The following is a 23,735-nucleotide window of genomic DNA, read 5'->3' on the forward strand; positions in this document are numbered from 1 at the left end:
TTTTTTGGGCAACCACCCCGATGATTGCGCCGCCGCCTCTCAGCGCCTATGAACAGGCAAACGAAGGGTTTTCTTGGCTATGCGGACAGGGATCGTTGTGGTTGCGGCCGGGCGCGGAACACGCGCCGGGGGCGAAATGCCCAAGCAATGGCAGCAGGTTGCCGGGCGCGCCGTGGCGCGCTGGACGGTCGAGGCGCTGCTGCCATTCGGGACCGTTGTGCTGGTCGTGAACCCGGCAGATCGAGAGATCGCAGCACAGGTCTGCGACGGGTTGGACATCACCATCGTATATGGCGGGGCGGAACGCGCGGCCTCGGTCTGCGCGGGGCTTGAGGCGCTGGAAGGCGTCCGGCCCGACCGTGTCCTGATTCACGACGTCGCCCGCCCCTGTGTCAGCGACAAGGTTGTGCGCTCTGTGCTGGACGCGTTGGACCACTTTCCCGGGGCCGCCCCGGCACTGGCCGTTACGGACGCGCTGTGGACCGGATCAGGGGATCGTGTCACCGGCACGCAGGACCGCGACGGGCTGTTCCGGGCGCAGACGCCGCAGGGGTTCCATTACAAACCCATCTTCGCGGCGCATCGCATACATCCCGGCGGGGCCGCCGATGACGTGGCTGTGGCGCGGGCGGCGGGGCTGGACGTGGCCATCGTCCCCGGTGAGGAAAGCAATCTGAAGATCACGACGCCGGGCGACTTTGCCCGCGCGGCACATTACCTGCGAGGACAGATGGACATTCGCCTTGGCAACGGCTTTGACGTGCACGCCTTTGAAGAGGGAGACGCGGTGATCCTCTGCGGGGTCTCGGTGCCACATACCCACAAGCTGCAGGGTCATTCCGATGCGGATGTGGGGATGCACGCCGTGACCGACGCCATTTATGGCGCCCTGGCCGAAGGCGACATCGGGCGGCATTTCCCGCCCTCGGATCCACAATGGAAAGGCGCCGCCAGCGAGATTTTCCTGCGCCACGCGGTGGATCTGGCCACGTCCAAGGGCTTTGCCATAGGCAATATCGACCTGACCCTGATCTGCGAACGCCCCAAGATTGGCCCACATGCCCCTGAAATGACGTTGAAAATGTCCGAAATCATGGGGCTGGACAGTGATCGCCTGTCGATCAAGGCCACCACCTCCGAACGGCTGGGCTTTACCGGGCGCGAAGAAGGGATCGCGGCGCTGGCCACCGCGACGCTGGTGAAATCATGAGGTGGATCGCATCCGTCGGCGGCGTCGGCTACCTGCGCCCGGCCCCCGGGACATGGGGATCTCTGGCGGCGCTGCCGCTGGCCTATGTCGTGCATCTGCTGGGCGGCTTCTGGCTGCTGCTGGTGCTGACCGTAGTCGCTTTTGGGATCGGCTGGTACGCCACGATCAAGGTGACAGAGGGCGGCGCGGACGAAGACCCCTCCTGGGTGGTGATCGACGAACTCGTCGGCCAATGGATTGCCATCTTTCCAGTCAGTTACGGCGCGATCCTTATGTCGACTGAGGTCTGGCGACTATGGCCCGGCTGGGTCGCCGGGTTCATCTTCTTCCGCCTGTTCGATATTTGGAAGCCCTGGCTGGTGGGCAAAGCCGACCGGCTGGGCACCCCCTTGGGCGTGATGCTGGACGACGTGATTGCAGGGGTCTTTGCGGCCGTGGTCTCTATCCTTCTGGCCGGGCTTTCCCATGGGGTGTTGATGTGAGCCTTGCAGAGCAAATCCTTGAAACGGCAATGGAACGCGGAATGACCGTGACCTGCGGCGAAAGCTGCACAGGCGGCAAGGTGGCAGCGGCGATCACCGATGTGGCAGGCTCCTCCAACATTTTCGAACGCGGCTTTGTCACCTATTCCAACGCCGCCAAGTCGGACATGCTGGGCGTGTTGCCAGAGACACTGCAGGCACATGGCGCGGTCTCTGAAGAGGTCGCACGCGAGATGGCACTGGGCGCGCGCAAGGCGGCGGGCGCGGATGTGGCGGTCGCCATCAGCGGCATCGCCGGTCCCGGCGGATCCGAGTTCAAGCCCGAGGGCCGCGTTTGTTACGGACTGGCGGATGCCCGTGGCGTGCGGACAGAGACCGTTGAACACGGCGCGCTTGGACGGGCGCAGGTGCGCACCGCGGCAACGGAACACGCCCTGAGGCTGATCCTTTCGGCCCTGTCGTAGCCTATAGCAGCCCCCAGAGCCTTACTCACCAGGGCAAGACGTGCCTTGGCGTAAGATCGTGCAAACGGAATCTTCAAGTTCCTGTTAAGCACAAATTGCGGTCATTTTTGACATTTTGAGCGTATTTTTTGTGCAGTTCGCAAAGAGCCGTGTTTTTAGCCTCCCTCGCAACCCGGTTGCTGTTTTTCTTCGCATCCGAATCCGTCTTTGTCCCCGCCAATCAACGGAGGGACATCAAAAATGAACGGAGCGGATACCGCCTGGATCATCGTAGCGACGGCACTTGTGCTGTTCATGACGCTGCCGGGACTGGCGCTGTTTTACGGCGGCCTCGTGCGGGCACGGAACGTGCTCAGCGTCTTCATGCATTGTTATGCCATCGCCTGCCTGATGAGCGTGCTGTGGTTCGCCCTTGGGTATTCCATCGCCTTCGGCGACGGCGGCGCGCTGTGGGGCGGGTTTGGCAAGGCCTTCCTGAACGGCATCGACGCCGACACCCTGTCGGGCAGCCTGCCCGAGGTGCTGTTCTTTGCCTTCCAGATGACCTTTGCCATCATCACCCCGGCACTGATCGTCGGCGCCTATGTCGAACGGGTCGGATTTGGCTTTGTGCTGGTGTTTTCCGGCCTGTGGATGCTGCTGTGCTATGCGCCGGTGACCCATTGGGTCTGGGGTGGCGGTTTGCTGGCGGGGGATGATCCTCTGTTTGGCGTGGCCGTGATGGATTTCGCGGGCGGCATCGTGGTGCATGAGACCGCCGGTCTGGCGGCGCTGATCATCGCGGTCTTCCTTGGCCCGCGCCGGAACCAGACCACGCCGCCGCACAACCCCGGTTTCGTGATGATCGGCGCGGCGATGCTGTGGGTCGGCTGGTTCGGGTTCAACGGCGGCTCGCAACTGGCGGCGGATGGGGGTGCTGCGATGGCACTGACCGTCACGCACCTGTCGGCGGCGGCGGCCTCTCTGACATGGGCGCTGTGGGAAAAGGTGAAGTTCGGCAAGGCGTCCATGGTGGGCATGGTGACCGGTACGATTGCGGGCTTGGCGTCAATCACCCCGGCGTCGGGCTTTGTCGGCCCCGTTCAGGCGCTGATCATTGGTGCTGTGGCAGGTATCCTGTGTCAGGAGGCGGTCAACCTGATCCGCAACAAGTTCAAGATCGACGACACGCTGGACGTCTTTGCGGTGCACGGTGTCGGCGGCATCTTTGGCACCATCATGATCGCGGCCTTCGGCATCGGGTCCTGGGCGGCGCAGCTGGGATCGCTGGTGGTGGTCGGGGTCTTCACGACCGTGGTGACTGTGGTGCTGATCATCCTGGTCAAGGCGGTGTTCCCGCTGCGGGTGGATGAGGAGACCGAGGTCAACGGGCTGGACATCAGCGTGCATGGCGAGCGGGCCTATGACCACGCCAGCTGAGAGCTGATGAGATGAGGTGAAAAACGGGCCCTGCGGGGCCCGTTTTTGTGTCTGGCCCTCGGGGGTGTCCACGCGTGGACAGCTTAGGGGGAATGCAGGATCAAGGGGTTACAGGCGCGAATTTACGGCGCCTTAAGGTTTGACCCGAATTCAAAGGCCCGCCTGACCGCCCAATTCGGCGCAGAATGCCGCGCGGTCCCCGTCCTCGATCGCCTGCCAGATCGCCTGCGCGCGCCCCTCTCCGACCAGTGCTGCGGCCTTGGCCATCAGCCGCGCGCGCCGGGTGTCCAGCGGGATCGGCGCGGCGAGGTCGTGGTGGGCCTCATAGGTGCCGCCATCGGCGTCCAGCGTCACCAGCGCCTCTGTCTCTGCCAAAGTCTCATCCGTTTCCACCGTGACGCGGTCGCGCAGGGCGATGACCTGCGGATTGGCGCAGAGCGCGTCGGTGTAGGTGGTCAGCGCGGCGGTGTCATGGCCCAAGAGCGCCAGCGCCGCGATCAGACGATAGGAAAACTTAGCCTCCAGCCCGGTGCGCGGCTGGGGGATGTTGCAGACGGTCAGCCAGCGCGGATGGGTGGTGATGGTGATGTGGCTGACCTGAGCCGGGCGCGGCAGGAGGGCCAGCGCCTCCAGCGTGGCGTGCAGCCCGTGACAGCAGGCGTGGAACTTGTGGCTGAGGCTGTCCAGCAGCGCGCCGGGCGGCTGCGCGGGATCGCCGTCGCAGAGATGCGTCTGGACAAAGCCGTTGGTGGTATCCAGCGCATCGGGATTGGAGACAAAGCCCTGCGCGGCCAGAAACGCCGCCTCTACCCCGTTGGCGGCGGCAATCCCGGCATTGAAGGGTTTGCCCATGGTGCCGAACTGCGATTTCAGGCCAGAGGCGCGGGTGCAGGTCAGGCCCAGCGCGTGGCGCGTCTGATCCGGGGTCAGGTCCATCAGGTCCGCAGCGGCAAGGCAGGCCCCGAAGGCCCCCGCCGTCGCCGTCTGATGATAGCCCGCCTGATAATGCGCGCGGCCAAAGCGCAGGCCGAAGCGCACGCTGGCCTCTGCCCCCAGCCGCGCGGCGGAGAGGATGCGGGTCAACGGCAGATCATACCGTTCGCCCACGGCCAATGCGGCGGGCAGCACGGCGACGGAGGGGTGGCCGATATGTGCGAAATGCGTGTCGTCGTAATCCAGCGCGTGAGAGACCGCGCCGTTCAGCAGCGCCGCCGCCCGCATCGGCGCCCGGCCCCCGCCAAAGAGCGTCGCCTGCCCTGCCCCGCCTTCGTCCATGATCAGCGCGCGGGTCTTGACGCTGACCGGCTCTGCCTGTCCGGCGATGCCGCAGGCCATCCAGTCCAGCGCGGAAAGCGCCATGATGGCGCGCGCCCCGGCGGTGTCGGCGGATTGCGCGGCGGTCAGGATCGGATCGAAGGCATTGGTCATCTGCTGGGGTCCCCTTTGGGGCGCAGATTAGGGCCTGACGCGGCGAGGTAAAGTCAGAGCGCGAAGAGCGTTCCGAGGTAACCGGCGCGTGCGGTTTCGAAATCGCCGCCCTTGGCTGCGGGGGCCGGACCGCCGGGGATACCGCGCGGCGGCGTGGCCTCTCCGCGAGCGCCAAGGGATGGACGGGTGCGGCGCGGATCGCTGTCGGTGCTCTGGCGCGGCACCTGCTGTTGCTGCTGGTCGCGCGGACGCTGATCCGGTTGCCGGTCCAGCCCGTTGATGGCGGCGGCGGCAAGGCGGCCCGTCTGGCTGGTGGAGACCACGGGCGGCGGGGCCGGTGTGGGCAGGAGGCCCGAAGGCGGCAGGGCCGCAGCGGTGGCCATGGGCGCGCCCGCGCCAAAAGGGGCGGCGCCGCTGGGCGTGGTCGAGGCGCCCTGCGAAGATTGTCCGGGAGGGGTGAATTGCGCCGTGGATTTCGCGGCCTGCGGCAGGCTCAGCATCTGGGCCTGAGGTTGCAGCAGAGCGGCGAGGTTGAAGACGGCGGGCATGACAAAATCCGGAGCGGCGGCGGTAACGGTTTGTCAGGGTTTACGCCGCAATTCGGGCGAAACCGCGGCAGCCGGCCGGATCGGAGGGGGGAATCGTCAGGCGTGGTTAACGCGCGGGGAGCGCGCAGTGCGGTATTCCCCCGACCTAACCGTAGAGTTCCGCCGCGCGCCGCTCGAACGCGCGGACGATGCGCTGCATGGCGTCATAGAAGAACATGCCCGCCGCCCCCTGCAGGATGCGGTTGCGGAATTCGAAATCGACGAAGAAATCCACCTCGACCCCGTCCTCGACATCCCGGAAGGCCCATTTGGACACCATGTGTTTGAACGGGCCATCAAGGTATTCGGTGTCGATCCTGTGCTGACCGGGCCAGAGCGTGACGCGGCTGCCGAACTTTTCGCGGAAGACCTTGAAGGAGATCACAAGGTCCGCAAGCATCACCTCATGATCGCCCATATCGGTGCGCGAACCGATGCGCGCCGCCGCCGTCCAGGGCAGGAATTTCGGATAGGACGCCACGTCGGCCACCAGATCGTACATCTGTTGGGCGGTATAGGGCAGTGTTCGGGTCTCGTGGTGGGTCGGCATGTCGCTCTTTTCGGGGACTGACAATGGGGCGGGATGTCGTATTGTGCGCGCGAAATTTCAAGGGAAAGCCATGACAAAGCGTCCTTATGTCGTAGATGAGATGATCTCGGCCAAGTCCATCGCCGCGCGGATCGAGGCGCTGGCGCGCGAGATCGACCGCGAATTCGCGGATACCGACAAGCTGGTGGTGGTGGGCCTGCTGCGCGGCTCCTTCGTGTTCATCGCGGACCTTGTGCGCGAGCTGAACCTGCCGGTGGAGGTCGATTTCCTGGAGGCGTCGTCCTACGGCGACAAGATGGAAACCTCACGCGAGGTGCGCATCCTGAAGGACCTGCGCGGCGGGATCGAGGGGCGCGACGTGCTGGTGGTGGAGGATATCATCGACACCGGGTTTACCATGCATCACGTGGTGCACCTGCTGGAGGCGCGCCAGCCGCGCAAGCTGAAGGTGATCGCGCTGCTGGACAAGCCGTCGCGCCGCGAGGTGGACGTGAAGGCGGATTGGACCGGGTTCGAGATCCCGGACGAGTTCGTGGTGGGCTATGGCATCGACTTTGCGCAGCGCAACCGCAACCTGCCCTATATCGGGAAGGTGCGGTTTACCGGCTGACGCCCGCCAAGGTATTTTGGAGCCCAAAGAAACGGGGGCCGGTCAGAAGTGGATCGCCCGGCCCCAGGCGTCGAGCACGGATTCGTGCATCATCTCGCTGAGGGTGGGATGCGGGAAGACCGTGTTCATCAGGTCGGCCTCTGTGGTTTCCAGCTGGCGGCCGACGACATAGCCCTGGATTAGTTCGGTCACCTCTGCGCCGACCATATGCGCGCCGAGGAGCGCGCCGGTTTTGGCATCGAAGACGGTCTTGACCATGCCCTCGGGTTCGCCCAGCGCGATGGCCTTGCCGTTGCCGATGAAGGGGAAGCGCCCGACCTTGATGTCATAACCCTGCTCCTTGGCCTGCGCTTCGGTCAGGCCGACGCTGGCGATCTGGGGATGGCAATAGGTGCAGCCCGCGATGCTGTCGGGGTCGACCGCGTGGGGGTGCTGACCGGCGATCAGTTCGGCCACCATGACGCCCTCATGGCTGGCCTTGTGCGCCAGCCAGGGCGCGCCGGCTAGGTCACCGATGGCATATAGGCCGGGCACGCCGGTGCGGCACATGGGGTCGGTCACCACATGGGTGCGGTCGACCTTTACGCCCAGGGTTTCGAGGCCGAGGCCCTCCGTGTTGCCGACGATGCCGACGGCCGAGATCACCGTGTCGACGGTGAGCTTTGACGTCTCGCCGCCGGTGTCCACATGGGCGGTGACGCTGTCCTTGGCGCGCTCCAGTTTCTGGACCTTGGCCCCTTCGAGGATGGTCATACCCTGTTTGACGAACTGCTTTTTCGCGAAGGCGGCGATTTCCGCGTCTTCAACCGGCAGGATGCGGTCCATGACCTCGATCACCGTGACCTCTGCCCCGAGCGTCCGGTAGAAGCTGGCGAATTCGATGCCGATGGCGCCGGAGCCGATGACCAGCAGCTTTTTCGGCATATGCGGCGGGACAAGCGCGTGTTTGTAGGTCCAGACGCGTTTGCCGTCCGCCTCCAGCCCCGGCAGTTCGCGGGCGCGGGCGCCGGTGGCCAGCACGATATTGGCGGCCTCAAGGGTCTGTTCGCCCTTGTCGGTCTTGACCGAAACCTTGCCGGGGGCGGTCAGAGTGGCGATGCCCATGATCGCCGTGACCTTGTTCTTTTTCAGCAGATGGCCGACGCCGGAGTTGAGCTGTTTGGCGACCCCGCGCGAACGTTTCACCACGGCGTCGAGATCGTAGGAGATGCCTTCGGCCTTCAGCCCGAACTCCTGCGCGCGGTGCATCAGGTGAAAAACCTCGGCCGAGCGCAGCATGGCCTTGGTCGGGATGCAGCCCCAGTTGAGGCAGATGCCGCCCATATGCTCACGCTCGACAATGGCGACCTTGAGGCCCAGTTGCGCGCCGCGGATCGCCGCGACGTAGCCGCCCGGACCGGCCCCGATCACCACCATGTCGAATGTCTGTACGGCCATGCGCCCCTCCCTGTTTTGGCCGAGGTTAGGCCAAGGGGAGAGGCGCGACAATGGCGAGGGCGGTCAGTTGTTGGCGGTCAGCGGGTCGATGATCTGCGGAACCTCGGTGATCTTGGAAAAGGGGATGCCGCTCAGTTCAGCGTGCTTGCGGATCTCTGCCTCGCTTTCGGCAAGATAGACACAGAACGTCTTGTCGCCCGCGACATGGGAATGCTGCCACTGGATGGCGGGGCCGATGGTGGCCAGCGCCGGGTTCGAGGCGCGTCGAGGGTAACGGACACGCTTGATGTCCAGCGCACAACCGAAATTCACATGGTGGCGGACCCGGATCGGGCCGAGTTGTGGCTGGCCCCGCGCCTGTCGGGATTTCGCCCCGCCCATCCCAATATCCTGTTCTGCATCAACGGCGCGGGCGATGTGCCGTTGCGCATCGGGACACCCGACATCCGCGTGGAATACGGCGACGGGCCCGGAGAGGCGCTGTTCACCGACCGGCTGGTGCCGTTGACCAGCCCCGACAATCCGCGCCGCATCGCCGGACGACGGTCAGAACTGGCGATGGAGGGCATGCCACTGTTGCACCTTGAGGCGCAGCGCGACCGAAGGTGAGCTGCGCCGCCTGACCGCCCTTTAGGCCGCGAGACCTGCCTGCAACTGGCGCAGGGTTGCGCCGTAGCCGCCGTTTTCGAGGAACGTCTGCTCTGCCTCTGTCGTTTTGCGCGACAGTGCGGCGTTGCGGAAGGGAAAGCGGCCGAAATCGCGGATGACCTCACGATGGGCGCGGGCGTGCAAAAGGTTGCCCTCTGCCTCTGGCATCCGTTCCTTGATCAGCCGCACGCAGCGGTCCTGATCGCAGAGGTTCTCCGAATGCGACAGCGGCAGGTAGAAGAACTGCCGCCCCGGCGGGTCGATCTTCACGTCCCAGCCGCGATGGATCGCCTGTTTCGCCGCGGCGCGCGCCACGTGATCGGAGGAAAAAGCCCGACCATCATCGCGGAACATGTTGCGCGGGAACTGGTCCGCCAGGATGATATAGGCCAGCGCGCCCGAGGGATAGGTCAGCCACAGGCCGTAGCGCCCCGCCATCAGGCCCTCCCAATCCGCCATGAACCGCTGGCGGATCGTCTCGTCCAGCGCCTCATCCTTTTCGTACCAGCCCTTGGGGCCAACTTCATCCAGCCAGAAAGCCAGGACTTCGTCGGGTGTCGACATGCTCTTCTCCTTTTCACCCGTCTCACAAACCACCACACCTGATACTGCGCATATATTCGAATATGTCCTAGTCACGATTTCTGTCAGGTTCTTTCAGGCGGTTAGTTGCGCGGATCATCGCTCACTTCATCCTCTTGCTGGTCGATGAAGTATTCCTGCGCCACCTCGACAAAGACCGGTGAGGCCGAGGGCATGACGGCGGCATAGGCGCCGGTGTCCTCGATCGAGGGGGCGGCCCGCTGGGTCATCCGGTAGAGCGCGTAGGCCGACAGGACCGCCAGAAGGCCGGTGATGATCATGAAGAAGCCCGGCGGGCCCGCGACCTCCATCACCCAGCCGATGACCAGCGGACCGGCGATGGCGCCGCAGCCGTTGACAAAGAGCAGACCGGCCGAAGAGGCGGCCATGTCCTCGGGTTCCAGAAAGTCGTTGGTGTAGGCGATCAGCAGCGAATAGAGCGGGTTGGAACAGCCGCCGATGACAAAGGCCGAGGCGACCAGCAGTTCGAAGGTGCCGCCGAACAGGGTGGCAAGGACAGCCGCCGCCGAGCCCACGGCGGCGACCAGCATGATCAGCCAGCGCCGGTCCATCCGATCGGAGAACCAGCCAAGCGGATATTGCAGCACCAGCGCGCCGACATAGAAGGAGGCGACAAAGACCGAGATCTGTTTCAGGGTCATCCCGGCCTCGGTGCCATAGACCGCCGCCATGCCGAACTGCGCGGCAAAGATCCCGCCCAAGAGGAACATCCCCACCATGCCAAGCGGCGAGACGCCGTAGAGTTCCTTGAGCGTCATGGGCTTGGACGATTCGAACGCCGGTGTCGGCGAGATCGACAGCAGGATCGGCGCAAAGGAGATCGAGACCAGCACCGAGGGGATGACGAACAGCAGAAAGCCCGAGGCATCCGGCACCACCAGCAGCGCCTGGCTGGCGATGATGCCCGCCATCTGGACGATCATGTAGGCCGAGAGCGTCTGGCCGCGGGTTTCATTGTCGGCGGCGTTGTTGAGCCAGCTTTCCGCCGTCACGTAGACACCGCAAAAGCAGAAGCCCAGAACCACCCGCCCCAGCGTCCATGCAATCGGGTCCTGCACCGCCGGGAAGAGGATCAGCACCGCCGAGACAAACGACCCGAGCGCGGCAAAGACCCGGACGTGGCCGACCCTGCGGATCATGCCGGGCACCGTGCGCGACGCGATCAGGAAACCGGCGAAATAGCCCGACATGACGATCGACATGGTGCCTGCGGAAAAGCCCGCCCCGGCGCCCCGGACCCCCAGCAGAGAGCCCTGCAGACCGTTCCCGATCATCAAAAGCAACATGCCCAGGAGCAGCGCCCAGGAATTTTTCAGAACGTTCAGCACCGGTTTGTCCTTTCCTTGCCCTCAACCTGAAGGCGGCGGGGTGTTCGCGCGTGACCCTGAGCGACGCCCTGCCTGATTCGATGTCGCGTTGAAACCACCCCGATATCAAAGCCGGTAAAAAAATCCGTGTTCCGGTTCTGGGGATGGGTGGTGCGGGGTGCGGTCGTGCAGGGGGGCGCTGCCCCTCGGCCTTCGGCCTTACCCCCGAGGTATTTGAAGGCCCAAAGAAGGGAGGGGTCCGCGCGCCTCAGGGATCAGGGATCAGCAGCGAGGCGTCGCCGTAGGAGAAGAAGCGGTAGTTTTCATCGACCGCATGGGCATAGAGGCGGCGGATGCGGTCGGGGCCCATCAGGGCCGAGACCAGCATCATCAGGGTCGATTTCGGCAGGTGGAAATTGGTCATCAGCGCGTCGGTGACGCGGAAGGTGAAGCCGGGGTAGATAAAGATTTCGGTCACGCCGCGAAACGGTGCGATCTGTCCGGTGGCCTGCGCGGCGGTCTCGATCAGGCGCAGGGCGGTGGTGCCGACCGGGATGATCCGTCCGCCCGCGGCGCGGGTTTCGGCGATCTGGGCGGCGGCCTCTTCGCTGACTTCGCCCCATTCGCCGTGCATCTTGTGGGTGGTCACATCCTCGACCTTGACCGGCAGGAAGGTGCCCGCGCCCACGTGCAGGGTGACATGGGTGAACTCAACGCCCCTGTCGCGCAGGGTCTGCAGCAGCGCATCGTCGAAATGCAGCGAGGCGGTGGGCGCGGCGACGGCGCCCGAGTTGCGCGCCCAGACTGTCTGGTAATCGTCGCGGTCCCGGTCGTCGGCGGGACGCTTGGCGGCGATATAGGGCGGCAGCGGCATGGCCCCGGCGGCATTCAGCGCCGCGTCGAAATCCGTGCCGGTCAGGTTGAAGCGCAACAGGCCCTGCCCGTCTTCGCGCGCCTCCAGCGTGGCGCTCAGGTCGTCGGAGAAGCGGATGGTTTCGCCGTCGCGCACCTTTTTCAGCGGCTTCAGCATGGCGGACCACAGCCCGTCAGCGCGCGGCTCCAGCAGGGTGACTTCGATCCTGGCTTCGGTCTCTCCGGCGTCGGAGTTGCGCTTGCGCAGCCCTTGCAGGCGCGCCGGGATCACCTTGGTGTCGTTGAGGATCAGCCGGTCGCCGGCACGCAGCCACTGCGGCAGGTCAAAGACATGCGCATCGGTCAGCGCGTCGCCCTCGGCCACCAGCAGGCGGGCCGAGGTGCGCGGGCGCGCGGGGCGCGTGGCGATCAGCCGGTCGGGCAGATCGAAGTCGAAGTCACTGAGTTTCATGGCGGTCAGGCTACAGGCTTATTGTGACAGGTCCGGCGGTTTGCGGCGGAAGATGTCTCTGAACATCCCCGGCGTGAAGACCGACAGCGGATTGACCGCCACGCGCGGATTGTCAACCGCTCCGCGCAGGTTGAAGTTGAATCCGATCAGCCCCTCACCCTGCCGCGAGATGATCCGTCCGATGCCATTGACAAGGTAGATCGGCGACAGCACGCCCTGCATGTCCATCTCTCCCCGGTCGAGATCGTAATAGCCGTCCAGCGAAATCCCCATCGACGGGCCCACCGCGCTGGACCGGCTGACGATCACCCGGTTGGGGGTCAGACGGAACCGCGCCTCCACATCGGTAAAGTAGATGCCCGGTCCGTTCAGCTGATCGATCAGGCCGACGATGCTGACCGCGTCCAGAAGGGCCGCGATGCCGGGCGTGTCGCGCAGGCGGGTGCCTTCGATCTTCATGAAGCCGTCATAGCTGCCGCGCTGACCGGCGACCGGGGCCAGGTCCAGCCGGAAGGTGCCGTCGCGCACGGATTTCAGCAGGCCCGCGCCGCGCAGGACGTCGCCGGCGTCCTCTCCGGTGATGCGAAAGGCGGTGCCTGCGGCCTGCGGCACAGCAAAGCCCTGTATCGGGGTGATGCCGCCCAACTGGCCGGAAAAGCGCCCGTTCATGCCGCGCGCCATGTCGAAATTGGCGCGGAAGTTCTGCACCACGATGCGGTCCGTCACGCGCAGGCTGTCCAGCGTCAGGGCCAGGGGCGCCGCGCCGCCGCCGCCCGCGCCGCTGGCGACGCTGGCCGCCCCCGTGCCGGAGGAGGACATGAAAGGCGCGGTCCGCATGTCGACGCGGCCCTTGTCGACCTCGATCGCCGGGGCAACCTGTGCGCCGCGCGCGCGCAGGCGGCCGCTGACGTCCAGCCAGTCGCCGACGCTCAACCGGGAAAACTCCAGCCGGTCCAGCCCGCCTGACGTGTTCAGAACGATCCTGCCATCCGCCTCCAGCCCGGCGCCGGAGAGGGTCATCCGTTCGATGTCCGGCACCTTGCCCAGCGTGCCGGACACCGCAAAGCTGCCGCGCTGGCCGGGCGAGAGATCCCAGCCCAGTTGCGGGATCGACAGGCCCAGACCGGCCAGATCGCTTTCCAGAGAGAACCGCGTGGGCGCGCCGCGCGGCAGGTCGATGCGCAACTTGCCCGCCCCCTTGCCGCGCAACATCCCGTCCGGCAGCCGGATCCCCAGCGCCGCAACGCTGGCCGGGGTCAGGTCCACCGTGGCATCCACGCGCCCGCCAGAGCCCTGCATGGGGCGTTCCCACTTGCCCCTTGCGGGGACGCCATCGACGCGCACCGCGCCTTCGATCGAGACCACCTCACTGGTCACGCGCAGGGTCAGGGCATCGGCGGTCAGGGGCTTGGCCGGGATCGCCTTGGGCGCATCCACCTGTGTCAGCTTGCCGGTCAGGTCCAGCGCGATCTGCGGCAGGGTCAGCCCCCGTTTCAGCGGCATCGCGATGCGCCCGGTGACGCGGGCCTTGCCGGTGGCCACGTCCAGCCCGCGCTCTGCCTTGCGCACCACCTGCCATGCGTCGTTGTCGAGATAGCCAAGCGCCGCCGTGATGGTGGAGGCCGCGTTCAGCCGCACCTCTCCCACCGCCGGTTTGGCCTTGAGGTCGGCGATCACGAATTCGGTGCCGCCAATGTCGATGGGGCCATGCCCGGCATCGACAAACCCGCCGTCCAGCCGCAGACCCAGCCGCCCGCCAAAGATCGTCAGCCGCCCGGAGCCGTCGAAGATCCCCGGCAGGTTCGGGTTGTAGGTCGCCTCTCCTTCGGTAAAACCGAAGTCGATATAGGTGGTCGGCTCGGCTGCCCCGGCCTCGGCCCGCAGGGCGAAATGGATATCCTCCAGCGCGCCGCTCTTGACGTTGCGCAGGACCCAGTCGCGGCTGCCCGGGTTCAGATCCGCAGGCCAGAAGCTGAGCACCTGTTCCGGGTCGCTCTTGTCGGCATGGGCGTCGAAACCCAGTTCCCAGCCGTCCGGCTGCGCCGACAGGCTGCCGGTCACGCGCACGGGATATTCCGGATCGGTGACGCGCAATTCGCCCAGCGTCACCTGAAACGGCCGGAGCTGCATCTTGAAGGCCATCTCGGCCCCCTTGACCGCGACGGCGCGTTCAAGCGGCGCGCCTTCGGCGAGCGAGAGGTCGGAGACGGTGAACTGCGCGGTCAGCCCGTCCGGCCAGCCGGTTTCGATGCCGTTCAGCCGGGCGCTGCCCGAGGCGCTGACCTTGACCTGCGGGGATTCCACGCGGATCAGGTCAAACCGCAGGACACCTTCGGCGGGATCATAGGTAAAGGCGGTTTCGGCAGCATCGAAAGGCAGCGCCCGCGTCGCGCGGGTGGGCTGCAGGACGCCCTTGCCGATCTGCAGGCGGGCGTCCAGCGGCTGCAAATAGCCCTCTTCATCGACGCGCGAACGCAGGGCGCCGGAAATTGGTGCCTCCAACTCTTCGAGCCAGGCCAGCGCCGGGCTTTGCGTGGCGATATCGCGGGAGGCGAGGCCATCCAGCGTGATGCCGAAATCCACGTCCGACCGGCCGATGGGGCTGGAGGCGTCGATCTCGACCGTGGCGACACCGTCGCCGCCGGCCAGCAGCGCCACATCGGCGCTCAGCCGCAGGATGCCGTCCTCGCGCGCCAGCCGCAGACGCCCGCCATCGGCGGTCCAGCCGCGCCGCGCGCGCTGATCCTCATAGCGCAGGGTCAGGGCGTCGGCCTCGAAAAGATCCAGCTGCGCCAGCCGGGGATCGACCAGCAGCTTGTCGACGGTGGTGATGATCTGGCCAACGCCGGGCGCCGCCGTCCCCGCAGCAAAGGCATCGCCAAGCGCCAGCGCCAGCCGCCCCTGCCCGTCCCGGGTCAGCGTGACAAAGGCGCCGGAGACCTGCGCCTCGCGCAGTTCGATCCGGCCCGATAGCAGCGGACCCGGGGCAATGCCCGCCTCGATGTCCGACAGCTGGGCGATCATTTCGCCGCGCGCGTTGCGGATATCCACGTCCCACAGGATGATGCGGGCCAGACCGCTGCGCTGCACCAGCAGGCTCATGCGGCCGAAATCGACGTCGATGCCCGGCAGGCTTTCGGCGATGCGGGCCTCGATCCGTTCGCGCACCCAGGGCGGCGCATCGACGGGGCGCCCCACCATCAGGAAGGCGCTGAGCCCCGCCGCCGCGATCAAGAGCAGCAGGAGGCCACCGACGATACGGCCACGGCGCCGCCTGCGCCGCGGGCGCGGCGACGGGGCCGTGATTTCCGAGTTTTCCTGCTGCTCGCTCACTGGAAGCCTGCGCTTTCTGATTTACTCTCCTGCCGGAGCCGAAGACACCATAGCGCATCACTGACAAGGAGACACCTATGACCGACGCCGCACTGGCCCCCGACTTTACCCTGCCTTCGACCTCTGGCGAGGTCACGCTCTCCGCCCTGCGCGGCGCGCCGGTGGTGATCTTTTTCTACCCGCGTGACGACACCTCTGGCTGCACCAAGGAAAACGAGGCCTTCACCGCGCTCTTGCCCCAGTTCGAGGCGCTGGGGGTCAAGGTCTACGGGCTGTCCAAGGACACCATCGCCAAGCATGAGAAGTTCATGGCCAAGAAGAACCTGACCGTGCCGCTGCTGTCGGACACGGAGTCCGACGTCTGTGAGAAATTCGGCGTGTGGAAGGAAAAATCCATGTATGGCAAGACCTTCTTCGGGATCGAACGGTCCACCTTTCTGATCGACGGCGAGGGGCGGATCGCGCAGGAATGGCGCAAGGTCAAGGTGCCGGGCCATGCCGAGGCGGTGCTGGAGGCGGCGAAGACGCTGTAACTCTGGCGGCGGTACGGGGGGCTTGCGTCATGGGGGCGCTGCCCCCATACCCCCGGCGGTGTTTGCAAAGAGAAGAAGCCAGGGAGTGCGCCCGGATGATGAGCCTGTGCGAGATGGCGGTGGACGTGTTGACCACCGCAGATGGCCGGCAGAAAACCGCCAAATCGCGGGACTATGCCGCGAGATGGTTCGCCGCGAAGGACGCAGGCACGCCGATCCCCGTGGGGCAGGCCGCGCCACCGATGCGACCCGCCCGCCCCGCGCAGCCCGAACTGCTGGACCCGCGCGATGTGCCGAAACGCAAGCCGGGCAGCCCGCAGGGGCGCATCGCGCTGTTGCACGCCGTGGCGCATATCGAGCTGAACGCCGTCGATCTGCATTGGGACATCATCCCGCGCTTTGCCGACACGCCCATGCCCGCCGGGTTCTATGACGACTGGGTCAAGGCGGCGGACGAGGAATCGAAACACTTCAACCTGATGTGCGACTGCCTTGAGGAGTTGGGCAGCTTTTATGGCGCCCTGCCCGCCCATGCGGGCATGTGGCGCGCCGCCGAGGACACGGCGGAGGATTTCATGGGCCGTCTGGCGGTTGTACCCATGGTGCTGGAGGCGCGCGGGCTGGATGTGACCCCGGGCATGATCGGGATTTTCCGCAAGGCGGATGCCAAGAGCGCCGTTGCGGCGCTGGAAACCATCTATGCCGAAGAGGTGAGCCATGTCGCCTATGGTTCAAAATGGTTCCATTTCCTCTGTGGCCGACACGACATGGACCCGAAACTTGTGTTCCACGATCTTGTCAAAACCTATTTCAAAGGCGCGCTGAAGCCGCCCTTCAATGAGGAAAAGCGCGCAGAGGCCGGGTTGCCGCCGGACTTCTACTGGCCGCTTGCGGATCAGCCCGCGCCGCGAAGCCGTTGAATCGGCGGTTTTTTGCCATTTCGGCCCGTTCCCGCCGGTGCGGCCGAATCGCAGGCCCAAATACCTTGCGGGAATGTGAACGGCTGGGGTAAGCCCGTCGGGAGTGTGCCGTATTGTGGGGACAACGGGCACCGTATCTGGGACGGGACTAGGGGACAGTCGGGTGAGATCACGTCTGACGATCAGAATTCATGCGCTCGTGGAGCGCTTCTTTCCGGAACGCCGGCTGTTTCTGCGGTCCGATACCGACACGCGCTTCATCCGGCTGAAATCCGAAACGCAGGCGATTGCCTTTGGCGGCATCGTGATGGTGGTGGGCTGGACCATCGTGGCCACGGCGATCCTGCTGATGGACTCGATCGGCGCCGGCAACTTCCGCGAACAGGCCCTTCGTGAACAGATCACCTATCAGCAGCGGCTGAACGCCCTGTCGGCCGAGCGCGACTCGCGCGCCGCCGAGGCGCTGGCCGCGCAGGAACGCTTTGGCTCGGCGCTGAAGCAGATTTCGCTGATGCAGACCGAACTGCTGGATTCCGAAACCCGCCGCCGCGAGCTGGAAACCGGGATCGACGTGATTCAGGCGACGCTGCGCGACGTGATCCGCGACCGCAACGAGGCCTCGACCCGGCTGGCCGAGCTGGAAGCGGAGCTGAAGGGTGAGGTCGCCCTTGCCCGTTCGGAAGGCGATGACACCACCGTCAAGATGCTGTCCGACGCGCTGGCCCGCACTGCCGTGGAACGGGACCAGATCCTTGCCGATGCGCAGCAGGCGCTGATCCGCTCTGCCGAGATGCAGGCCGAGATCGAAGGCATGGAAGACAAGAACGACCGCATCTTCCGCCAGCTGGAAGAGGCGATGACCGTGTCGATGACGCCGCTGGACAAGATGTTCCAGAAGGCCGGCATGGATCCCGACCGCATTCTTGGCGAGGTCCGCAAGGGCTATTCCGGCCAGGGCGGCCCGCTGACCCCGCTGAGCTTTTCGACAAAGGGCGATGGCGACTCGCTTGATGCCCGCCGCGCCAACCGCATCCTGAACCAGATGGACCGGCTGAACCTGTACCGGATCGCCGCCCAGAAGGCGCCTTTTGCCTCGCCGCTCAAGGATTCCTTCCGCTTTACCTCTGGCTTTGGCTACCGTTGGGGCCGCCTGCACGCAGGCACCGATTTCGCCGCGCCGCATGGCACGCCGATCTACTCAACCGCAGATGGTGTCGTGATCCACGCGGGCTGGCAATCGGGGTATGGCCGTCTGGTCAAGATCCAGCATGAATTCGGGATCGAAACCCGCTACGCACATATGTCCAAAATCCGCGTGAACGTCGGCCAAAGGGTCTCGCGCGGGCAGCGGATCGGTGATATGGGGAACACCGGTCGGTCGACGGGGACGCATCTTCACTATGAAGTCCGAGTCGGCGGCGAACCCGTCAATCCGATGATCTATATCAAGGCTGCGAACGATGTTTTCTAAGAGCAAGATCAATGAGCCCGGCCACAAGGCCGACGACGTGTCCAAACCGGCCATGCCCGAGGCGTCGAAGCCTGCGGCAGGCGACTACAAGCCCGCCGCCACCCCCAAGGCCAAACCGCCCGCATCGGTGCTGTCGGCTGACCTGCACGTCACCGGCAACATCAAGACCACCGGCGATATCCAGGTCGAAGGCACGATCGAGGGCGACATCCGCGCCCACCTGCTGACCATCGGCGAGAGCGCAACCATCAAGGGCGAAGTGGTCGCCGACGACGTGGTCGTGAATGGCCGCATCGTGGGCCGCGTGCGTGGCCTGAAAGTCCGCCTGACCGCCACCGCGCGCGTCGAGGGTGACATCATCCACAAGACGATCGCCATCGAATCCGGCGCCCATTTCGAAGGCTCGGTGCAGCGTCAGGACGATCCGCTGAACGGCGGCAAGCGTCCGGCAGCGCAGACCCCTGCCCCGGCCGCCCCTGCGAATACGGGCCAGTAACGCCGCAGCCTTACCGGACCAGAAAAAAGGCCCCGCATTTGCGGGGCCTTTTTTGTTTGGCAGGGCCGTCGTTGATCAGCCCCCTCCAAAACTTGCGTCAGTTAGTTGCCGCGGCTCCGGCTTTGCACGTTTTGCTGGGCCTGGGCCTGCGCGCGATCCCGGCTCTGATCCCGATCGCGGTTGTCGTCGGTCACGCTGGGGCTGACGGGGCCGGCCACGGTTCCATCGGGCAGAACGAAGTTGCCATCGACAATGGTTCCGCCGACAACGTTGCCGTATTTGTCCAATGTGACCGGGTAATAGACCCCGACCTCTTCTTCCTGCTGTGCACAGGCTGCAATCAGCAAACCCGATGCAATCATAGCCATTGCCTTGAAACGCATGTTCTGTCCCTTTGTCTGGTTGGTTTGGATTATCCTTGACCAAGGGTCGCAAAGGCACAAGAGCCATATTTCAATTTTAGAATGCGACTCAAAGAGTCATGTTTAGGCTGAGGCCCAAGTTCAGGCTGCGGCCCCTGTCGGTTTTTCCTCGCGTCGTGGGTGGGCATTTGGTTTCCTGTCCAAAGACGGCCGGAACCGGGGGAGATTGTCCGATGCACCACCTGATGTCAGCTATGAGCCTGTTCGCCTTGGGCGCCCTACTCGGTATGGGAAGCCCCGCTGAGGCGGCAGAGATCACCCTGTCAGATGACCCAGCCTATGGCTGTATTGCGGATCTGCGCGGGCGCATCGAAGAGGGAGACCTTGCCCGGCTGCGGGCCGTGGTCGATCAGGTCGCGCGCCTGCCTCAGTATCGCGATCTGATCTATGTGGGGGAGGATTTCGAGGACGGCACACCAAACATGGGGTTTTACACGCCGCTGAACCTGTGCCTCGACAGTCCCGGCGGATCGCTGACAGAGGCGATGGACCTGACCGAATTCGTGCACGGGCGGCTGGGCACCGTGGTGCGGGCCGGGGCGCGCTGCGAATCTGCCTGCGCGCTGATCTTCATGGCGGGCAGCTTTTCCACGGAAAGCGATATTGGCCTGACGGTGAACCGCTTTCTGCACGTGGACGGAAAGCTGGGGTTTCATGCGCCCAGCCTGACGGTGCCAGAGGGCCGGTATGATGCCGCCTCCGTGGCCAAGGCCTATCAGATCTCGGTCGCGGTGACGGAACTGATCTTTCGCAACCTCGTGGCCTATCGCTTTGCCCCCTCGCTGGCCGCGCGGATGCACGCGACCCCGGCCGAGGACATGCATTACATCACAAAGGTCCAAGAGGCCGCGCGCTGGCGCATCTCGATCCTTGGCATCGATTCGCCCGGGCCGGTCACGGATGCGGTGGTCCGCAACGGCTGCACGAACCTGTACCTGTCCGCGCTGGATCAGGACACCAGCGACCCGGACGCATGGCCACGTCTGGGCGCCCCGCTGGAAGAGGTCCGGCGCAACGAATACGGCGCCTATGAATACACCGCCTTCGGGATGGAGGCCGCGGGCACCTGCGGCGTGACGGCGGGCGATCTGGGGTCCGATTTCACCCCGGATTTCTGGGGCGAAGGCGCCTTGATCCGGCAATCTGTCTGGGGGGTCGGCGACGTGGAAAACGCCGTCCCGGCGGTCTTTTTCGGCTACCTTCAGAATTACATGGCCTGGCCTGGGGAACTGCCTCTCACCGCCCTGCCCCGCAACGGGCGGGTTCAGGAACTGACCAGCGGCGGGCGGTGTTACGTCTTCACCGGTGCGGAACCGGCCCGCATGACGGACAGTGAGGCCTGCTCTCGCTCACGCCGCACCGCGCCGGGCGGGCTGATGATCGACACCCATCTCTGGCCGTCCGGGGCCCGCACGACGGTCGAGGATGCGGGGCTGGTGCTCAGCCTCAACGGCAACCGCGCGACGTCATGGTACTGGCCGGGCGATCTCCTGCCGGACCCGTCCGCCCGGCCCCGGTGTTTCCGAAACGATGCCTCGAACAACGTCTTCTGTTTCGTCCCGGCCAGCTGACTCAGCCGTTCGAGTGCCGGATCAAATGCCCGCCACCATAGTGGCCCGCCGCCATCTGATCCCGCGGGCACCAGACGGAGAAGCCGTAGAAATGCTCTGTCTCCATGGCCAGCAGCATGTCTTCTGACAGGGCAAACAAGCAGTCCTGCCCGCGCAGATCCTCTGAATTGTGGGGCGGCGGCGTTTCCAGCCCGAACAGGCGATGCCCCCGCCATGCGGTGATTTGCAGATCCAGAAAGGGGCGATAGGCCTTTGGCACACTGCCGAAATCCCCGTCGCGCTGTATCTCCGGATAGGCCCAGAGCAGCTCTCGCAACATCTTGTTTGCCCCACCGCGCAGGTGCTGTCCGGGTGCATAGGGCCCCATCCGGTCACACAGCGCATCGCGCCGCGCCATGATCTGCGCCAGCGCGTCGGGATCGACAGCCTCCTCCGGCGCCCCCTGCCCGCACAGTGCGACAAACTCCTCAAGCTCGGCGATCAGGCCCGGGGCCTCCTCTGCCATGAGCTCATGATGCCGCTGCTCCCGCCGCTTGTGCTCGGGCAGTTGCGACATGTCCTTGTCCTTGAAGAAAGCCTCAAAGGTCTCGGCAAGCCGGATCGCCTGCCGCAGCGTTTTGATGGCGTGTCCGGCCTCGAAGGCGGCAAACCCCTTTGTGGTGATCCAGCCCTCTGGCCGGGCAAAGAGATCCGGCAGCCCCGGCGGACGCTGCCCGTCCTCGTCCATGAACGGCACCAGATCCACCGCGTGGCAGGGAAATTCGTGCTGTTCGGCGAAAAATCCGATGTCGCGAAGCAGCGGCAGGTCCGGCGGCGGATCCGTCGGCACCGCCTCTTGCATCTGCGCGGCGTCCAGCAGTTCGACGTGATGGGCCCACATGCCGATGAACACCACCAAGGCCCCCTCCGTTGGCAAACCGGGCGGGCGTACCCCGGTCTGGGGTTCGGGCAGAATATCCGCCAGATCGATCTGCATCAGGAAGGTCAGCGGCACGCCCTCGGGATCGCGCGGCCAGTCCAGCACTGCGGGCCGCTTGGGTCGCCCGCCGATCCAGGATGTCACCGGCCCCTGCCCCGCATAGGGAGAGCGCAGGCGCAGCATCCAGCCGGGCAGCGCATCCGCGCGCCCGTCGATGCCGGTCAGCGCATGCAACTGCGCGCCGATATCCTCGATATCCAGGCTATGGATACGGCGCCCCGCCCCGGCGTCCCGCTGCTCCGACGCCCTCTCTTTCTGCCTGCGCCGCGTCCGGTCCTGCGGTTCCGGACCGTCCGAAGGCCTGCGCCGGTCGGAGGCACGCGCCATACGGTCGTGGCCCTTCTTGAGGTAGAGCAACAGCGCCGTCAGCCCCAGAAACACCGCCAGAACGCCCAGCATCAGGCCAAGCGGCTGGGACCGGTCGACCTCATTTGCCCAGAAAAGCCAGCCAAGGCTGCTGGCCCAGACCAGACCGATCACCGCCATCAAAACCTTGTCCATATCACTCACCCGTTGCCTTGGCGCAGGGGCACGGGGAACAGGGCGTCCATGGCGCGGCGCCACAGGGACCTGTCCGGAAACGGACAGGGTTGCCCCGATCCTGCCCGTGCCTCAGGCCTCCAGTTCGGCGTCCCAGTACAGGAAGTCGATCCAGCTGTCATGCAGATGGTTCGGCGGAAACCGGCGCCCCATGTTCAACAGCTCAGAGGCCGACGGCTGACGCGGCGGCTTGCGCAGGCTCATCCCTACCTTGCGCAGGCTTTTCGACCCTTTGCGCAGGTTGCAGGGCGCACAGGCGGCCACCACGTTTTCCCAGCTTGTCACGCCTCCGGCGGCGCGCGGCACGACATGGTCAAAGGTCAGTTCCGTCTTGGTGCCGCAGTACTGGCACCTGAATTCGTCCCTCAGAAAAAGATTGAAGCGCGTGAAGGCCACGCGCTTCTGCGGTTTGACGAAATCTTTCAGGACCACCACGCTGGGGATCCTGATCGCCATACTGGGACTGCGCACCACCTCATCGTATTCGGCGACGATATCCACCCGGTCGAGAAAGGCCGCCTTGATCGCGTCCTGCCACGGCCAGAGGCTCAGCGGATAGTAGGACAAAGGCCGGTAATCCGCGTTGAGCACCAGCGCGGGATAGTGTTTCAGCGCGCCCGGCTCGCGCACGAAATTGGTTCTGAACTCGGTATTCATGAGAGACTCTTCCCTCGCCCTGCCTGCTCACCCACGTAGCACCAGAGCGGGGAACCCGCCCCAGCCTTCGAAACACTATATCTCGCGTTTCGCCTCTGGCAAGTCCCGCAAGATAAGGTGTTCGTGCACAGGGGTAGCCTGCCTATGTAAGAGGCATGTGACAGCCGCACCGGGTCAGCCCGTCCGTCGCCCTCCGCCCGCCGCGTGGCTCAGGGCTGCACCAGGTCGTAATGGCGGATCAGCCGGTGTTCGACCAGCTCCTCCTCCGCCGGGTCGATATGCGCCGAGGTATAATCCTCGCCGACGAAATCCTTGAGCGCCTGCAGATCGCGCCAGATCATGACAAAGGCAAACTCTCGCGGGCTTTCGGCGCGCGGCGCGCCCGGCAAGACGTCGACGACGCCCTCGGTTCCCTTGATCAAGGGGATGGCGACCTCGTGAAAGAACTTGCCAAACTCCGCCTCCTTGCCGGGGCGAGTGATGACCTGAAAAATGCGCATGATCATGGTGGGGCCTCCCCTGTGACAGGGCCGGAGCCCCCGGCCCCTTGGGGAGAGTGTAGCACAGAAGGCGGTGTGGCGGGGGATGTGGTGGTGTCTGATGACGGCCCAGAGCTGCCATTCATGCCAAGTTCCCTGAATGACGGCTGTGCACCCCAAAGCGGAATATTGTCAGCCTAAGTGTAGGTAAGTTGCACGGTACAAGGCCGCCATACGAGCAATCCAGTGACTTCCCGATCCAATG

The 23,735-nt window shown here is 65.2% G+C and carries 24 protein-coding genes; 11 read left to right on the forward strand and 13 right to left on the reverse strand.

The window, feature by feature from the left end; all coding sequences use genetic code 11:
- Positions 1-79 precede the first annotated feature (79 nt).
- The 4 genes from ACTXGA_RS01560 (at position 80) to ACTXGA_RS01575 (ending at position 3,575) form a co-directional block, all read left to right on the forward strand.
- Positions 80-1,210 carry a bifunctional 2-C-methyl-D-erythritol 4-phosphate cytidylyltransferase/2-C-methyl-D-erythritol 2,4-cyclodiphosphate synthase gene (locus ACTXGA_RS01560; RefSeq protein WP_443391578.1) on the forward strand — a complete coding sequence of 377 codons (1,131 nt, stop codon included), beginning with the start codon at positions 80-82 and terminating at the stop codon, positions 1,208-1,210.
- Positions 1,207-1,692 (forward strand): phosphatidylglycerophosphatase A family protein, encoded by a 486-nt coding sequence (locus ACTXGA_RS01565; RefSeq protein ID WP_443391336.1) that lies wholly within the window; start codon positions 1,207-1,209, stop codon positions 1,690-1,692. The genes ACTXGA_RS01560 and ACTXGA_RS01565 overlap by 4 nt, the downstream gene beginning before the upstream one ends.
- Positions 1,689-2,156: a CinA family protein gene (locus tag ACTXGA_RS01570; protein WP_443391337.1), complete on the forward strand. Its 468-nt coding sequence runs from the start codon at positions 1,689-1,691 to the stop codon at positions 2,154-2,156. Before ACTXGA_RS01565 ends, ACTXGA_RS01570 begins: the two co-directional genes overlap by 4 nt.
- 240 nt (positions 2,157-2,396) lie before the next feature.
- A complete protein-coding gene (locus tag ACTXGA_RS01575) occupies positions 2,397-3,575 on the forward strand; it encodes an ammonium transporter (RefSeq protein ID WP_443391338.1) in 1,179 nt (392 codons plus the stop codon).
- A 150-nt stretch (positions 3,576-3,725) separates the two neighbouring features.
- Here ACTXGA_RS01575 and ACTXGA_RS01580 read toward each other — a convergent pair whose 3' ends face one another.
- The 3 genes from ACTXGA_RS01580 to ACTXGA_RS01590 form a co-directional block, all read right to left on the reverse strand.
- Positions 3,726-5,003: an MmgE/PrpD family protein gene (locus ACTXGA_RS01580; protein WP_443391339.1), complete on the reverse strand. Its 1,278-nt coding sequence runs from the start codon at positions 5,001-5,003 to the stop codon at positions 3,726-3,728.
- Between the two features lie 53 nt (positions 5,004-5,056).
- On the reverse strand, positions 5,057-5,551 hold the full coding sequence (locus ACTXGA_RS01585) for a hypothetical protein (protein ID WP_443391340.1): 495 nt from the start codon (positions 5,549-5,551) through the stop codon (positions 5,057-5,059).
- Between the two features lie 145 nt (positions 5,552-5,696).
- On the reverse strand, positions 5,697-6,140 hold the full coding sequence (locus ACTXGA_RS01590; protein WP_443391341.1) for a type II toxin-antitoxin system RatA family toxin: 444 nt from the start codon (positions 6,138-6,140) through the stop codon (positions 5,697-5,699).
- 70 nt (positions 6,141-6,210) lie between these two features.
- Here ACTXGA_RS01590 and hpt point away from each other — a divergent pair, with 70 nt between their 5' ends.
- The gene (hpt, locus tag ACTXGA_RS01595; RefSeq protein ID WP_443391342.1) at positions 6,211-6,750 is read left to right on the forward strand and encodes a hypoxanthine phosphoribosyltransferase; all 540 of its coding nucleotides are present in this window, start codon (positions 6,211-6,213) and stop codon (positions 6,748-6,750) included.
- Positions 6,751-6,792: 42 nt separating this feature from the next.
- On the opposite strand, the gene lpdA is transcribed toward hpt, so the two are convergent.
- Both lpdA and ACTXGA_RS01605 read right to left on the reverse strand, forming a co-directional pair.
- Complete coding sequence (gene lpdA / locus ACTXGA_RS01600; RefSeq protein ID WP_443391343.1) at positions 6,793-8,187, reverse strand: dihydrolipoyl dehydrogenase; 1,395 nt, start codon at positions 8,185-8,187, stop codon at positions 6,793-6,795.
- A 63-nt stretch (positions 8,188-8,250) separates the two neighbouring features.
- The gene (locus ACTXGA_RS01605; protein WP_443391344.1) at positions 8,251-8,499 is read right to left on the reverse strand and encodes a nickel-binding protein; all 249 of its coding nucleotides are present in this window, start codon (positions 8,497-8,499) and stop codon (positions 8,251-8,253) included.
- Here ACTXGA_RS01605 and ACTXGA_RS01610 point away from each other — a divergent pair, their 5' ends adjacent.
- Positions 8,500-8,796, forward strand: coding sequence for a type 2 periplasmic-binding domain-containing protein (locus ACTXGA_RS01610; protein ID WP_443391345.1), 297 nt, complete (start codon positions 8,500-8,502; stop codon positions 8,794-8,796).
- 21 nt (positions 8,797-8,817) lie between these two features.
- Here ACTXGA_RS01610 and ACTXGA_RS01615 read toward each other — a convergent pair whose 3' ends face one another.
- The 4 genes from ACTXGA_RS01615 to ACTXGA_RS01630 all read right to left on the reverse strand — a co-directional run bounded on the left by ACTXGA_RS01615 (position 8,818) and on the right by ACTXGA_RS01630 (position 15,402).
- A complete protein-coding gene (locus ACTXGA_RS01615) occupies positions 8,818-9,399 on the reverse strand; it encodes a DUF924 family protein (RefSeq protein ID WP_443391346.1) in 582 nt (193 codons plus the stop codon).
- Between the two features lie 101 nt (positions 9,400-9,500).
- Positions 9,501-10,766, reverse strand: coding sequence for an MFS transporter (locus ACTXGA_RS01620; protein WP_443391347.1), 1,266 nt, complete (start codon positions 10,764-10,766; stop codon positions 9,501-9,503).
- Positions 10,767-11,013: 247 nt separating this feature from the next.
- Complete coding sequence (gene queA / locus ACTXGA_RS01625; RefSeq protein WP_443391348.1) at positions 11,014-12,069, reverse strand: tRNA preQ1(34) S-adenosylmethionine ribosyltransferase-isomerase QueA; 1,056 nt, start codon at positions 12,067-12,069, stop codon at positions 11,014-11,016.
- An 18-nt stretch (positions 12,070-12,087) separates the two neighbouring features.
- Positions 12,088-15,402: a hypothetical protein gene (locus ACTXGA_RS01630; protein WP_443391349.1), complete on the reverse strand. Its 3,315-nt coding sequence runs from the start codon at positions 15,400-15,402 to the stop codon at positions 12,088-12,090.
- Between the two features lie 77 nt (positions 15,403-15,479).
- Between ACTXGA_RS01630 and ACTXGA_RS01635 the strand changes: the two genes are divergently transcribed.
- The 4 genes from ACTXGA_RS01635 (at position 15,480) to ACTXGA_RS01650 (ending at position 18,822) form a co-directional block, all read left to right on the forward strand.
- The gene (locus tag ACTXGA_RS01635; protein ID WP_443391350.1) at positions 15,480-15,935 is read left to right on the forward strand and encodes a peroxiredoxin; all 456 of its coding nucleotides are present in this window, start codon (positions 15,480-15,482) and stop codon (positions 15,933-15,935) included.
- Positions 15,936-16,030: 95 nt separating this feature from the next.
- Positions 16,031-16,855 carry a ferritin-like domain-containing protein gene (locus ACTXGA_RS01640; RefSeq protein WP_443391351.1) on the forward strand — a complete coding sequence of 275 codons (825 nt, stop codon included), beginning with the start codon at positions 16,031-16,033 and terminating at the stop codon, positions 16,853-16,855.
- A gap of 163 nt (positions 16,856-17,018) precedes the next feature.
- On the forward strand, positions 17,019-18,326 hold the full coding sequence (locus ACTXGA_RS01645) for a DUF5930 domain-containing protein (protein ID WP_443391352.1): 1,308 nt from the start codon (positions 17,019-17,021) through the stop codon (positions 18,324-18,326).
- Positions 18,316-18,822, forward strand: a complete 507-nt coding sequence (locus ACTXGA_RS01650) for a bactofilin family protein (RefSeq protein ID WP_443391353.1) — start codon at positions 18,316-18,318, stop codon at positions 18,820-18,822. The genes ACTXGA_RS01645 and ACTXGA_RS01650 overlap by 11 nt, the downstream gene beginning before the upstream one ends.
- A 101-nt stretch (positions 18,823-18,923) precedes the next feature.
- Here ACTXGA_RS01650 and ACTXGA_RS01655 read toward each other — a convergent pair whose 3' ends face one another.
- Entirely contained in the window at positions 18,924-19,205 is a 282-nt protein-coding gene (locus ACTXGA_RS01655) for a hypothetical protein (protein WP_443391354.1), read from the reverse strand.
- A gap of 212 nt (positions 19,206-19,417) precedes the next feature.
- On the opposite strand from ACTXGA_RS01655, the gene ACTXGA_RS01660 reads away from it, so the two are divergent.
- Positions 19,418-20,815, forward strand: coding sequence for a COG3904 family protein (locus ACTXGA_RS01660; protein ID WP_443391355.1), 1,398 nt, complete (start codon positions 19,418-19,420; stop codon positions 20,813-20,815).
- Between the two features lies 1 nt (position 20,816).
- On the opposite strand, the gene ACTXGA_RS01665 is transcribed toward ACTXGA_RS01660, so the two are convergent.
- The 3 genes from ACTXGA_RS01665 to ACTXGA_RS01675 form a co-directional block, all read right to left on the reverse strand.
- Positions 20,817-22,295 carry a DUF1963 domain-containing protein gene (locus tag ACTXGA_RS01665; protein ID WP_443391356.1) on the reverse strand — a complete coding sequence of 493 codons (1,479 nt, stop codon included), beginning with the start codon at positions 22,293-22,295 and terminating at the stop codon, positions 20,817-20,819.
- 111 nt (positions 22,296-22,406) lie between these two features.
- A complete protein-coding gene (locus ACTXGA_RS01670; RefSeq protein ID WP_443391357.1) occupies positions 22,407-22,991 on the reverse strand; it encodes an HNH endonuclease in 585 nt (194 codons plus the stop codon).
- Positions 22,992-23,200: 209 nt separating this feature from the next.
- Positions 23,201-23,497 (reverse strand): antibiotic biosynthesis monooxygenase family protein, encoded by a 297-nt coding sequence (locus ACTXGA_RS01675; RefSeq protein WP_443391358.1) that lies wholly within the window; start codon positions 23,495-23,497, stop codon positions 23,201-23,203.
- Between the last annotated feature and the right edge of the window lie 238 nt (positions 23,498-23,735).

Origin of the sequence: Antarctobacter jejuensis (assembly GCF_052266595.1) — a bacterium.
Lineage (GTDB): Bacteria > Pseudomonadota > Alphaproteobacteria > Rhodobacterales > Rhodobacteraceae > Antarctobacter > Antarctobacter jejuensis.

What these genes read in the sequence shown, in the direction of transcription:
- lpdA (WP_443391343.1), bottom strand. Translation starts at nt 8,187, where the DNA reads ATGGCCGTACAGACATTCGACATGGTGGTGATCGGGGCCGGTCCGGGC.
- ACTXGA_RS01575 (WP_443391338.1), top strand. Translation starts at nt 2,397, where the DNA reads ATGAACGGAGCGGATACCGCCTGGATCATCGTAGCGACGGCACTTGTG.
- ACTXGA_RS01580 (WP_443391339.1), bottom strand. Translation starts at nt 5,003, where the DNA reads ATGACCAATGCCTTCGATCCGATCCTGACCGCCGCGCAATCCGCCGAC.
- ACTXGA_RS01635 (WP_443391350.1), top strand. Translation starts at nt 15,480, where the DNA reads ATGACCGACGCCGCACTGGCCCCCGACTTTACCCTGCCTTCGACCTCT.
- ACTXGA_RS01675 (WP_443391358.1), bottom strand. Translation starts at nt 23,497, where the DNA reads ATGATCATGCGCATTTTTCAGGTCATCACTCGCCCCGGCAAGGAGGCG.
- queA (WP_443391348.1), bottom strand. Translation starts at nt 12,069, where the DNA reads ATGAAACTCAGTGACTTCGACTTCGATCTGCCCGACCGGCTGATCGCC.
- ACTXGA_RS01660 (WP_443391355.1), top strand. Translation starts at nt 19,418, where the DNA reads ATGCACCACCTGATGTCAGCTATGAGCCTGTTCGCCTTGGGCGCCCTA.
- hpt (WP_443391342.1), top strand. Translation starts at nt 6,211, where the DNA reads ATGACAAAGCGTCCTTATGTCGTAGATGAGATGATCTCGGCCAAGTCC.
- ACTXGA_RS01610 (WP_443391345.1), top strand. Translation starts at nt 8,500, where the DNA reads ATGGTGGCGGACCCGGATCGGGCCGAGTTGTGGCTGGCCCCGCGCCTG.
- ACTXGA_RS01590 (WP_443391341.1), bottom strand. Translation starts at nt 6,140, where the DNA reads ATGCCGACCCACCACGAGACCCGAACACTGCCCTATACCGCCCAACAG.
- ACTXGA_RS01565 (WP_443391336.1), top strand. Translation starts at nt 1,207, where the DNA reads ATGAGGTGGATCGCATCCGTCGGCGGCGTCGGCTACCTGCGCCCGGCC.
- ACTXGA_RS01560 (WP_443391578.1), top strand. Translation starts at nt 80, where the DNA reads ATGCGGACAGGGATCGTTGTGGTTGCGGCCGGGCGCGGAACACGCGCC.
- ACTXGA_RS01665 (WP_443391356.1), bottom strand. Translation starts at nt 22,295, where the DNA reads ATGGACAAGGTTTTGATGGCGGTGATCGGTCTGGTCTGGGCCAGCAGC.
- ACTXGA_RS01640 (WP_443391351.1), top strand. Translation starts at nt 16,031, where the DNA reads ATGATGAGCCTGTGCGAGATGGCGGTGGACGTGTTGACCACCGCAGAT.
- ACTXGA_RS01615 (WP_443391346.1), bottom strand. Translation starts at nt 9,399, where the DNA reads ATGTCGACACCCGACGAAGTCCTGGCTTTCTGGCTGGATGAAGTTGGC.
- ACTXGA_RS01655 (WP_443391354.1), bottom strand. Translation starts at nt 19,205, where the DNA reads ATGCGTTTCAAGGCAATGGCTATGATTGCATCGGGTTTGCTGATTGCA.
- ACTXGA_RS01585 (WP_443391340.1), bottom strand. Translation starts at nt 5,551, where the DNA reads ATGCCCGCCGTCTTCAACCTCGCCGCTCTGCTGCAACCTCAGGCCCAG.
- ACTXGA_RS01670 (WP_443391357.1), bottom strand. Translation starts at nt 22,991, where the DNA reads ATGAATACCGAGTTCAGAACCAATTTCGTGCGCGAGCCGGGCGCGCTG.
- ACTXGA_RS01650 (WP_443391353.1), top strand. Translation starts at nt 18,316, where the DNA reads ATGTTTTCTAAGAGCAAGATCAATGAGCCCGGCCACAAGGCCGACGAC.